Annotated in this window: 11 protein-coding genes; 8 read left to right on the top strand and 3 right to left on the bottom strand. The window is 50.5% G+C overall.

The genetic code is table 11. From position 1 onward, the window contains the following. Positions 1–103 precede the first annotated feature (103 nt). Together ACFOLF_RS24825 and ACFOLF_RS24820 are read right to left on the bottom strand one after the other, a co-directional pair. The gene (locus tag ACFOLF_RS24825) at positions 104–1,321 is read right to left on the bottom strand and encodes a sensor histidine kinase (RefSeq protein ID WP_379219541.1); all 1,218 of its coding nucleotides are present in this window, start codon (positions 1,319–1,321) and stop codon (positions 104–106) included. Positions 1,322–1,451: 130 nt separating this feature from the next. Continuing rightward, complete coding sequence (locus ACFOLF_RS24820) at positions 1,452–2,132, bottom strand: Na-translocating system protein MpsC family protein (protein ID WP_210044937.1); 681 nt, start codon at positions 2,130–2,132, stop codon at positions 1,452–1,454. A 333-nt stretch (positions 2,133–2,465) separates the two neighbouring features. Here ACFOLF_RS24820 and ACFOLF_RS24815 point away from each other — a divergent pair, with 333 nt between their 5' ends. The 8 genes from ACFOLF_RS24815 (at position 2,466) to ACFOLF_RS24780 (ending at position 10,192) form a co-directional block, all read left to right on the top strand. Beyond that, entirely contained in the window at positions 2,466–3,245 is a 780-nt protein-coding gene (locus ACFOLF_RS24815; protein ID WP_210044936.1) for a glycosyltransferase family 2 protein, read from the top strand. Continuing rightward, positions 3,242–5,074 carry a capsular polysaccharide export protein, LipB/KpsS family gene (locus ACFOLF_RS24810; protein ID WP_210044935.1) on the top strand — a complete coding sequence of 611 codons (1,833 nt, stop codon included), beginning with the start codon at positions 3,242–3,244 and terminating at the stop codon, positions 5,072–5,074. Before ACFOLF_RS24815 ends, ACFOLF_RS24810 begins: the two co-directional genes overlap by 4 nt. A gap of 23 nt (positions 5,075–5,097) precedes the next feature. Further along, positions 5,098–6,291 carry a UDP-4-amino-4,6-dideoxy-N-acetyl-beta-L-altrosamine transaminase gene (gene pseC, locus ACFOLF_RS24805; protein WP_379114229.1) on the top strand — a complete coding sequence of 398 codons (1,194 nt, stop codon included), beginning with the start codon at positions 5,098–5,100 and terminating at the stop codon, positions 6,289–6,291. 17 nt (positions 6,292–6,308) lie between these two features. After that, on the top strand, positions 6,309–7,040 hold the full coding sequence (locus ACFOLF_RS24800) for a cytidylyltransferase domain-containing protein (protein WP_210044933.1): 732 nt from the start codon (positions 6,309–6,311) through the stop codon (positions 7,038–7,040). Positions 7,041–7,066: 26 nt separating this feature from the next. Beyond that, the gene (pseG, locus tag ACFOLF_RS24795) at positions 7,067–8,137 is read left to right on the top strand and encodes a UDP-2,4-diacetamido-2,4,6-trideoxy-beta-L-altropyranose hydrolase (protein ID WP_210044932.1); all 1,071 of its coding nucleotides are present in this window, start codon (positions 7,067–7,069) and stop codon (positions 8,135–8,137) included. After that, positions 8,130–9,188, top strand: coding sequence for a pseudaminic acid synthase (gene pseI, locus ACFOLF_RS24790; protein WP_210044931.1), 1,059 nt, complete (start codon positions 8,130–8,132; stop codon positions 9,186–9,188). The genes pseG and pseI overlap by 8 nt, the downstream gene beginning before the upstream one ends. Before the next feature lie 8 nt (positions 9,189–9,196). After that, entirely contained in the window at positions 9,197–9,628 is a 432-nt protein-coding gene (locus ACFOLF_RS24785) for a GNAT family N-acetyltransferase (protein WP_210044930.1), read from the top strand. Between the two features lie 201 nt (positions 9,629–9,829). Continuing rightward, on the top strand, positions 9,830–10,192 hold the full coding sequence (locus tag ACFOLF_RS24780; protein ID WP_210044929.1) for a DUF2642 domain-containing protein: 363 nt from the start codon (positions 9,830–9,832) through the stop codon (positions 10,190–10,192). A gap of 137 nt (positions 10,193–10,329) precedes the next feature. Here the strand turns inward: ACFOLF_RS24780 and ACFOLF_RS24775 are convergent, their stop codons facing one another. Beyond that, positions 10,330–11,646, bottom strand: coding sequence for a glycosyltransferase family 2 protein (locus tag ACFOLF_RS24775; RefSeq protein ID WP_210044928.1), 1,317 nt, complete (start codon positions 11,644–11,646; stop codon positions 10,330–10,332). Between the last annotated feature and the right edge of the window lie 60 nt (positions 11,647–11,706).

Here is an 11,706-nt window from a genome sequence, read left to right as displayed (position 1 = left end):
GGCGTTGACCACTGTCACGAATCCTCTTCTATTATAGACAGGCCAGATGCTGCCGGATATAGATGGAACTTTACCTAGCAGCTTTTCCGCTTATGAAGAAGCATTAGCTGGTATCTACTTTTATGGAAAAATAGAGTGTCGTCCCCTGCTCTTCCGAAATATCGACCCATATGCGGCCATTCATCATTTCCACCAATCGTCTGGAAATAACCCATTCTAGTCCCAGTGCCGCCTGATCGGTGCCTCGATGTGAAAAGCTCAATGCGGCGAAATTATGCAGCAGCAGCTCTATTTTCTCAGTTGGAATCCGGGTATGTGTTCCTCCTACCCTAATAAGCAGTTCCATCTCATGCTCGCTAACGTTTGACTCACCGGGTTCGATCGATAGCGAGATTATGCCCTTGGTCGTATATTTAAGCGCATTTCCCACCGCCATGACCAGGATCTGGCAGATCCGCGCCTGATCCCCGAAAAGGGCAGCAGGCATGTGCGGGCTAATTCTGCTCTCCAACCTTATCCCGTTGCCCGTCAATTGACCGGCAAACCTGTCCATAATGTCATCGACACAGCCATACAGGTCGAAAGGAAGATGGTCCAGCAGCATGGTACCTGCTTCGATCTCCGCAAGATCCACCACATCGTTCAGAAAGACCATCAGCTCTTCGCCGCTGAGTTGAACGATTCTGGCATAATCCTGCTGCTCTTCCGACAGATCCGTATCCTGCAGGAGGCTGGTCATTCCGATCACTCCATTCAGGGGCGTGCGGATGCCATGGCTGATCATTTTCAGGTAAAGGCTTTTTTCCGCATTTGCCTGTTCAACGCTTTCCCGGGCCCTCGCTGCCAGTTCCTTCATTAGCTGCAATTCTCCCTGCAAGAGATCCCATTCCACAGCATAGCCAATCAACGCGGACATGGAGCTTAACAGCACTGCATCCTTGTCATCAAAAACACGGGAGGAGCTGTCGTCCAATGCGCACAACGTGCCGAATATTCGGCCGTCGCCGAGTGTAACAGGCACACCTATGAAGGAGCAGTTCTTCAGCGCAGTAGTCAACGGCTTGGCGGACGTCAAGTGATGCTCAGATACATTCCCGATCATCAGTGCCTCCATGCTCCCTTCCATAAGAAGCGAACAATAGGAGTGCTCATAAGGCAGAATTACACCTTCATCCAGTAGAGCTTCCTTGCGGTTGTGGACTTTCAGCATGATCGTCGATACCTTGTCGCTTGCCGCCAAGTAAAACGTGCTTGCCTGGAGTAATTGATTCATGGTCCTCCATACTTGTTCTACTGTCTCATCCAGTCCACGATAATCCAATTCGTCACCTGCTTTTTCTTTAATTGTTGGCCGAAAAGCACACAAAAAAAGCCAAAGAAAGCGATCCCGCTTTTCTTTGGCTCCTGACTAGCGTATATGAAAAATATATCTTGTCAATTTGACCACGTATTTAATTTTTAAATGTATACACAAGAATGCTTTTGTCCCTCTCAAATTTCCAATCGAGGAACAAGCCTTCTACGGTTTTCCCAAGAATTTGCTTCATATCCACGTCATGGGCAAAATGATGCTTCTCCAGCACGCGTTTGGATATCCGAAGCGTTCCCTCATAGCCCAAATCCAGCAGCTGCTTCTCGATCTTGATCAGCAATCCATAGCGGATGATGATCAGCGTCCGGGAATTCGTCCAATAAGAATGGATGCGGTCCGGAATTTTCTCGCAAATTTGGGTTATATGCCCCACTCTTTCATGAATTGCATCTTTGCCCTCGTAGCTGTCATCTTCATTATTTTTTTCACCGGAAAACAATCCCACCATAATTCCCGAGTGATGCTCCAAATCCCAGTCATAAAAAAATTCCTCAATTTCCTGATGAAGCGTGTCCTTAATATATTCATTCAAATCGGGGATTAGCGAATCCATTACCAGCTTGCGCGTGTCCCGAAAGGCCTCTTCCTTCTGCTGATGAAGCATCAGCTTCTCGACCGGTCCAATAAAATTGCGAAGATGCATGGTAATGCACCGTGAATCATAAGAGATATGGATGGATTCTGGTCCTTTGCCAAAGCGATCCCGCAGCAGCTTGCTGATAAAACTTGATAATTGGCTTGATATCTCTTTTTCTTCCAAGAATACCCGTCCTTTAGCTCCGGACTTATGCCCCGTGCCATCATTCAGTATACATCATTAATGGGCTGACAACCAGATCCGTCATTTTGGCCCTGTCCGGATATCTGTTCCGCGCGAGCGTTCATGGCAGATTCTTTGTTTCTACTAAAAATTGATAGGTTCACGCTTTTAAATTTGGAAGTGACGGCTTGACACTATCCCATATCCCCTTGTCCCTGTAACCAAATAAGGGAAAACTGAATAAACTGAAGGATCGTGCAAGCATCTTACAGGAGCTTCACCAGATTGGAAGTTTCATATGAAAAAGAACTAATCATAGAAAGGAGACTTCATTTGAGCAAAGTTTCAGTTATCATGACAAGCTATAACAAACCGGCCTTTGTCGGAAAAGCCATTGAAGGCATTCTTGGTCAGTCCCACGCGGATTTTGAACTCCTTTTAATGGATGACAATTCAAATGAGGAAACCGATCAGGTCATCGCAGCGTATCTGCAGGACAACCGGATCCGCTATGTTAAAAGTCAAACAAAAGATATTGCCGAAAGGGCGGCTACCATCCGGTATGCTTCTCTTATCAATCAGGCAATTGACCTGTCAACCGGAGATTATATCACGTATATTACGGATGATAATGTTTATCGTCCGCAGAGACTTGAGAAAATGACAGCTTTCCTGAGCGAGAATCCCGAAGCGAACATCGTCTACTCCTCATCCATTACCAATCATATTAAAGATGACGGCACAATCACCAAATCGGTGTTCCGGCCTGCCGGGCGTCTGACCTGGCTCGCTCCCTGTGCGGTGGATCATTGCTCCATTATGCATCGCAGCTCCATCCTGCCCAGGATTTATGAACGCTGGGGCTCCTATTGGGATGAGAATCCTGAATATTACCGGATTGGCGATGCCAGATTTTTTTGGAGACTGAATCATTATTGGCCTTTTCATCCTTTGGATGAAGTGCTGGACGACAACTATATGACGGAGGGATCCTTTCACAGCCAGTTGTTCTCCAGGGAAAAATCGCAATTTATTCAGCTTCTCCCCCAGCAGCTTGACTGCAGGGAGCTGCGTGAGTCGCTCAGGCAGCAGCAGTCAGGAAAAATCGGATGAGCATCTATCTGCGTCATTATTGGGCATTGTTCAACGAATTCATCGAAGCCTTTGAGAGCATCAGATATAAGCATATTCCTTTGGGACTGTTATCCAACTTCTATCAATATTTGAGCGATGACATCAAAAGGTCAATGAGTGAAGCACAGTTTCAGGCCGTTTTGAAAAATCCCGTCACCGACGACCAGGAAATTCAGCCTTTATTTGACCGGTATATAACGCCGTTCGTAAAACAGGAGGCTCCCTGTGAAGGCGCGAAAATTCTTGTGAACGGCACGTATCACCGTTTTCAGCCCAGCGTTTTTCTCGAGCGCTTTGACCCGCAAACCACCATGCTGTTATCCCGCGGCAAACCCTATCTGGGAATTCCGGTTGTTACCTTGAGTCATTATGAAACGGATGTGTCCGATACAGTGCGGGAATTAACGGAGGATTGCGCCGGCCTGTTTGCACAATATGCCGATCATCCGGTCTTTCGCGACCAGCAATTTCAAACCAGAACGCTGGATGATATTCCGCGGATGATTAAAGCGATGTCGTCTGTGGAAAAGATGCTCCAGAACGTTCCGGTGTCCTGCGCAGTCGTCGGGACGACAGAGGATCTTACAAGCCGTGTTCTCTGCCTGGTCGGGGCATCCATGGGAGTTCCCTCGGTATGTCTCCAGCACGGAGTCATTATGGGAGAAGAAGCCTTCCTTCCTGTATTTGCGACTGTCCAGGCGGTTTACGGGCAGTATGAAATGGATTGGTATGCCGGCAAGGGGACCCGTCCCCAGCAAATCAAAATGGTGGGGCATCCCCGTTACGATGTCATTTATACGCGGGCCCGCATGCCGGCTTTGAATATTTTCCATTCGTTGTCGTTACAGCCGGATACAGCCAAAATACTAATGATTACGCAGCCGCAGACGAACAAAGCCTTATTCACCCGGTCGGTAAAACTGATCGTGCAGTCCCTGAATGTGGAAGTCTTGATCAAGCCGCATCCCTGGGAGAAGAAGAAAGGCCTGATTACGGAATATCAGCAGTTGGAAACGGAATTCCCCACAGTCCGGATCGTCCCTCCAGAAGTGGATCTATACGATCTGATTCCCCACACTGACATCGTGGTTATGGAAAATTCTACGGTGGGACTGGAAGCCATGTTATTCGGCAAAGCCGTTATCGTGTTCAGGGACCCGGATGCGGAAAAACAGTACAGCTATTACGACGATATGCATCCCTTCATCCAACTGACGCCGGAGGGTCTTGCCGGTCAGATCAAGGAAGCAGTCGGCAGCGCAGCATTGCGGGAGCAGCTCCAATTGAAAATAAAGCAGTTTGCCGATTATGCCTATCCCTTGAAATTAGCGGGACCTGAGCTTCTGAAGCTGCTTCATGAATTGTCAGGACTTCCCCCTTCACCTTCACCTTCCAATCCTATAGTCAAGGAAGGAATACTGGTCAAGAACAGCAGTCAACAGGCAAGCAAAATTGAGAACGGCTGTTTGCGGCCCTTCTCATCGACCGATGTATTTCAGCAATCCGGATACAGATGGGATGATGTGTATCAGATCGACGATCGGCTCCTGTCGCAAATACCCGCCGGTGAAATGATTTATGCGGACAGCCCCGGGACAGAACCATCCGATACGCACCGTGAGCTGTTCCCTATAGAAAGGTGCTTGATCAAAGGTTCAGGGCCTGAAGTCTATCAGATCGAATCAGGTTTGAAGCGCCTGCTTGTGGATGCGGATTTGCTTCGCTTGGACGCTCCGGCGGAGGTCGTCTATCACATCGACGACCGGATTCTGCAGCGGATACCAACGGGCTTACTCCTCCGGAAATAAAAAGAGGAAAGAATGTGTTTGCGATCGATAAGTTAGCCATAACGGGCGGGAAGCCCGTAAGAAAAAAGCTGTTGAAGTATGGCGGCCAGTGGATTGAAAAGGATGATATCCGCGCGGTTATGAACATCCTGAAAAGCGACTTTCTCACCACCGGCCCCTCCGTGGCGGAGTTCGAACAGATGCTGGCAGAGTATGTCGGCGCCCCCTATGCCGTAGCCTTCTCAAGCGGAACAGCCGCTCTCCACGCCGCCTGCTGCATGGCGGGAATCGGCCCCGGCGATGAAGTCATCACCACTTCCCTGACCTTCGCCGCAAGCGCCAATTGCATCTTGTACTGCGGGGCAAGTCCGGTATTCGCCGACATCGACGAAAACACCTATAATATCGACCCTGCCTCTATTGAGAGCAAAATAACGAATAAGACCAAAGCGATCCTGCCCGTGCATTTTGCAGGCCAGCCCGTTGATTTGTCAGCCATTATGGACATTGCCGCAAGGCATGGCCTGATCGTGATTGAGGATGCGGCTCATGCGCTTGGGGCCGAATACGGCAGCCAAAAAATTGGCAGCGGAGGAAATATGGCCTGCTTCAGCTTTCATCCGGTCAAGCATATAACAACAGGCGAAGGGGGAGCCGTCACTACCCATGATGCAGCTTTGTACGAGAAGCTGGTTCAGTTCCGGAGCCACGGCATTATCAGGGACCCCGGCAGCCTTACGCTGCAGTCCGGAGCATGGTATCACGAAATGCAGTTTCTCGGCTATAATTACAGGCTAACAGATTTCCAGGCCGCTCTCGGAATCAGCCAATTCCGCAAGGTCGACCGCTTTCTCGGGCTGCGCCGCGAATATGCGGCTCTATATACGGAGGCTTTCAAGGATATGCGGGAGCTGAGCCTCCCTTCCCAGTCTCCAGCTTCTCTATCGTCCTGGCATCTCTATACGATACGCTTGAATACCCGTTGCTTGAATGCGGACCGAAGGGAAATCTATGACGCTTTATGGAAGGAAAACATTGGCGTTAATGTGCATTACTTACCAGTTTACCTTCATCCCTACTATAAACAGCTCGGATATGAGACGGGCCTTTGCCCTAAAGCGGAGCAGCTGTACGAGGAGCTGCTCACTCTACCCTTATTTCCCAGGATGTCGCGAAAGGATGTTAATGACGTGATCACGGCGCTAAAAAAAGTGCTGCATTATTATTCTAAATTGTGAGCAGGGGAGCAGGTCCTATGAAAATAGCGGCTATTGTCCAGGCAAGAATGAATTCCACCCGGCTGCCCGGAAAAGTCCTTCAGGAGGTACTGGGCAAACCCCTGCTCCGCTATCAGCTGGAGCGTGTGAAAGAATCGGCATTCATCAGCGATTTGATCGTCGCCACGTCTGTCTCAGCTGCGGATGACCCGATTGCCGCGTTATGCCAATCGCTTGGAGTCAACTTTTACCGCGGCTCTGAATCTGATGTATTGGAGCGCTATTACGAAGCGGCTTTGCAAAGCGGCGCTGATATCGTCGTCCGTCTTACGGGAGATTGCCCGCTGCACGATCCCGGCATCATCGATCAGGTCATTCAAGCTTACCTGGACTCGCCTGCTTCCTGTGATTATGTATCCAATACTCTCCAACGGACCTTCCCGCGCGGTCTTGACACAGAGGTGTTCTCAATCGATGCCTTGACCAAGGCCCATGCGGAAGCCTTCGAGGAAACGGATCGCGAGCATGTTACCCCGTACATTTACAGGCATCCCGATTCCTTTGAAATCCTGCAGCTCACCAACAGGCAGGATTGGAGCCGCTATCGCCTGACCGTCGATACGCCAGAGGACTTTCAACTCATTCGGCTGATTCTGGAGGCGCTCTGCCCGTCAAATCCCCTTTTTGGCATGGAGGATATTCTGCAGCTTCTGGACCAGAACAAGGATTGGAGCCGATTAAACTCGCATATTGAGCAAAAAAAATGGTAAACAGGCCATTATGGAGGTGAGGATACATGTTTATCCGTGCTGATGCTTCCATTGAAATGGGAACGGGTCATATTATGAGATGCTTGACAGTGGCTGAAATGTGGAGGGATTCAGGAATTCAGTGCCAGTTTATTACCCGGGCATTGCCGGGTGATTTGAATCATTTTATTACGCAGCAGGGGTTCGCGGTCATTTCCCTTGCCGGTCTCGATGCTTCGGTAGGATGGGAGGAGGACGCCGATCAAACCCTTGCCATACTGGCTCCTTATGCTCCCGTCGACTGGATTCTGGTGGACCATTATAATCTGGATCTTGCATGGGAGCTGAAGATCAAGCCCTTCGTAAACAAACTGGTTGTCATTGATGATTGGGTGCACAGGCGGCATGCATGCGACCTGCTTATTAATGCCAATATTTACGATGAGGCTGCAGCTCATACACAGAGAGCGAATGTGCCTTCCGGCTGCCTGACCTTACTCGGCCCCTCCCATGCCCTGCTGCGGCACGAATTCAGGGAAACGGCCAAGCTACCCCGCGCCAGGGACGGCAGCATCCGCCGGATTCTTGTAAGCTTCGGAGGCAGCGACCATACGAACCAGACAAGTAAAGTATTAAGAGCCTTCAAACAGCCGGGATTTTCTTCTGTCCAAATTGATGTCGTCCTCGGCCGGGCCAACCCGTACCAAGCGGAAATTCAGTCTTTATGCGCCGGTCTGCCCCAGGTGCAGGTACACCTTCACAGCGATGACATGGCCACCCTGATGCAGAAGGCCGATCTTTGTATAGGCGCTGTGGGGACGACCTCATGGGAGCGGTGCTATCTGGGACTTCCGGCACTTTGTTTGACGGTGGCCCATAATCAGTCGGATGCAGCGGCATTCCTGCACCAGGCAGGAGCCGTTATTCATCTTGGATGGTTTGAGAACGTCACAGAGGACGATATCGCCCGATCGGTGAGACATGTCATGGAGCAGCCTTCGATCGCTGCTGACATGTCTGTCAAAGCCAGACGCATCATGAAGGACTACGACCGGCATGCAGCCATGCTCATTCCCGCATGGTTATCCAACGATAAGGCGGTGAACACGGATGAATGAAATCATGATCGCAGGCAGAAAAATCGGCTCTGCTGCGGAGCCCTTCATCATCGCGGAAATGTCCGGCAATCATAATCAGTCACTGGACCGCGCCCTCCAAATAGTAGAACAGGCCGCAATGTCCGGCGCGCACGCGCTGAAGCTCCAAACCTACACGGCAGACACGATGACCTTGAATATTCATTCCGGCCAATTTCATATTAATGACAAGGCGAGCTTATGGAATGGTCAGTCCTTATACGATTTGTACAATCAGGCCTATACCCCCTGGGAATGGCATCAGGCCATCTTTGAATACGGGCGCAAGCTGGGCTTGATCGTGTTCAGCTCCCCGTTTGATGAAACGGCTGTTGATTTTCTGGAGACGCTTGGCGCCCCCTGCTACAAAATTGCTTCTTTCGAGAATACGGATCTCCCGCTCATACGCAAAGCAGCTTCGACCGGGAAGCCCGTGATTATTTCAACCGGAATGGCCACTGTCTCTGAATTGCATGAAGCTGTAACGGCATGCAGGGAGGCGGGCTCGGGGCAAATCATTTTATTAAAATGCACCAGCGCTTATCCGGCGCCGGTCGATCATTGCAATATTGCGACGATTCCCCATATGCGGCAGTTGTTTGACTGCCCTGTCGGCTTGTCCGATCATACGCTTGGCATGGGCGTAGCCATTGCCAGTATTACGATGGGAGCCTCTGTTATCGAGAAGCATTTCACGCTGTCGCGGCAGGAGGGCGGAGTGGATTCGGCTTTTTCCATGGAACCGGCCGAGATGAAGCTGCTGGTGGAAGAGGCGGATAAGGCCTGGCGGGCGATGGGCAAAATTGCATATGGCCCTGATGAGGCCCAGCAGGCATCGCTCCAATTCAGAAGATCCCTGTACGCGGCTGCGGACATTAAGAAAGGGGAAGCTTTCACCAGGCAAAATACAAGAATTATCCGGCCGGGTTACGGCCTTCCGCCCAAATATTATGAGCTCATTCTGGATTCCAGGGCTGTGGCGGATATTGATGAAGGGACCCCTTTGAGCTGGGATCTGATAATAGGAGGCTGAAGCGGTATATGGATATCCGGGAGGCGACGGCGGAGGATGCACAGCAGCTATTCGATTGGCGCAATGAACCTGCGGTTAGAGAAATGTCCTTGGAAAGCGGTCCGTTGGATTGGGAGGCCCATCTGCGCTGGCTTAATAAGGCACTCCTGAACGAAGATCTGAAAATTCTGATGGTTATGGAGGAACAAGAGCCGATCGGCACTTTCAGACTGGAGCGTCTGGCCCCGTCGCTTGTCCTCATCAGCATCATATTATCGCCTTCATCCCGGGGGAAGGGTTATGGATCTTCAATCATTCAGGCTGCATCGGCAGTCTGCAATAAATATTTCGGCAGCGTGACAATCCGGGCTTGTATTAAAGCCGGGAACAGCATTTCGCAAAAAGCTTTTGCCAAGGCGGGCTACCAGCTGGATGCTTATATAATGGAATTCCGCTGCTGACATGCTTTATAGGTAGATGAACCAATTCATATAGACGAGTTCCCTGAGCATGACCCATAGCATATTCTGTCATTATCTGCAACCCACCAAAAAGGAGTGGTGAAAAACATGGGTTTGCGTAAGTCACGTCTCCATTCCACTTGCCGTAAACCAAAGGGCTATAGAAAAATAAGGATTGTCTCCAGCTGCCATAAATCAAAATTGCGCAGGAAAAGAAGTAAACAAACCTGCAATTCAAGCCTGAGAATACTTCAGGCGCAGGTGCTGGCTTCGTCGGCCAGCCTGGAGCAACTGACTGCAAGCGTTTCGTCCATGACGACATTCGTGAACCAGACCCGCAATGACGTGAATGTATTGCAAAATGAGTTCACCGCTTTGTCGGCAACGAATCAGGATATAAGAGAACAGTTCATAGCCAGAATAGGCACGACAATTAATATCGAAACACCTGCCGGATCCGTGACTGGTCTGCTCATTGCCGTTGGCGATGATTATCTGGAGATTCTGGAAACCTCTGGCTCCATTGCGATTGTCAGAATTGCAAAAATCAATTCCTTCAGCTGATTCCAATTAAGGAGAGAGGGTCTTAATCATGAATTTTTCCGGTATTATGACAACTTTCATCGGCCGGAACGTTGAGAGCTTTCAGGAGGGACAATTTCTGACAGGGAAGCTGGTCGGCGTTTCCGAAGGAAACTTGATCATTCAGGTGGTTCAGAACATCTACTCCCCGGTGTCGGGGCAGGCTCATGTGCTGATTCCAAATATCGATTTTGTCCGCATTCTTCCATAGCTGACCGAAACCAGTGCCTCCATTGCGCATAATTATCCTGGTTGGAGCGGGTGATGCTTGAATGGCGGAGTCTGCGGTGGTAGAGAACATCAGGGACATGCCGGGCGGAAAAAGAACGGGACATGCGGCTGAGCATCTGGAAATCCTCGTAAAGCCGCCCATCAAATATGCCTTCTTCCCACCAGCCGCCGATCTCTCTTAGAGCGGTCAGGCGATAGAGACGGGGAGCAATGGGCACTGCTTCATCCAGGAGCCGCTTCTCGTCCAACTCGGACATGGATGACACGGTTCGTCTGAAAAGGAGCTCTTGGTTGGAGCGCATCAGCCATTCATCGTGGTTGGCGTAAAGAACGCTTATACCGTCTGCATCCGCAATGGATGCAGCCAGGCTCTGCAAACAATCAAAAGCAAGCCAGTCGTCGGCATCCAGCTCCAGAAGCCAACTCCCCCTCGCAGCTGCAGCCGCCTGGTTCAGGCAGCAGGATTTGCCCTGGTTATGTTCGCTGCGCAAAAGCCGTACACGGGGATTTTCCAGAAACTGCTCCAGCTTCTCGGCCGTCGCATCGCCGGACCCGTCATCCACGATGATCAGCTCCCACGATGAAAAGGATTGTTCAAAAACACTGCGGATGGACCAGGGAAGGAAATCAGCGCTGTTATACGTGCAAATAACAATAGAGAAAATGGGGTCCTGCTCAACCGGGCTGACAGGAGAATTGTCCCTTTTCAGAAGCGGAGCAATGCGCAGCCACTGGTCCTTCTCTTTTCTCCAGGATGGAGAATATGAGATGGGCTGGCTCCTCAATCGCGCTGCGGGGAATTCCCTCCAGCTCCAATCCGCCGACAAGCGATGCATCATTTCATACAGTACATAGCCGCCAAATGGAAGCCAGTCCCTGGCGGCAAACCCTCCGGCGTCCAGTACCGCAGCCTTGCGCCAAACCACCGGTCCCCTGGAAGCTGCGTGCCGGTCATCTCCTGGCCTTATGGCGGTGTCTCCGCTGAGACAGAGTCCTGCATGATGGAAGGCAAGCTCATCCAGACAGGATTGAAGCTCCGACTGGAAACCGGATTCCATTCGCTCACCTGCCAATAAAGTAAGAAAAAAGGGCTCGGCATCCCACGTAATGGCTTCATTCAGGAATTCGCCGGGATGGCCTTCGATCTTATGAATGGACCAGCAGGGCGCTTCATGTATAACCGTTTCCTCTGTTATTCCGGCCATAAGGGAACGGCCTTCCGGATTTAAGATGAATACGTTCACAGTCCCACTTTCCCTCCGATG

Origin of the sequence: Paenibacillus sepulcri, from assembly GCF_042647105.1 — a bacterium.
Taxonomy (GTDB): domain Bacteria; phylum Bacillota; class Bacilli; order Paenibacillales; family Paenibacillaceae; genus Paenibacillus_Z; species Paenibacillus_Z sepulcri.
Note: the sequence above shows the minus strand (reverse complement) of the source record. Positions and strands in the feature narration are given on the sequence as shown.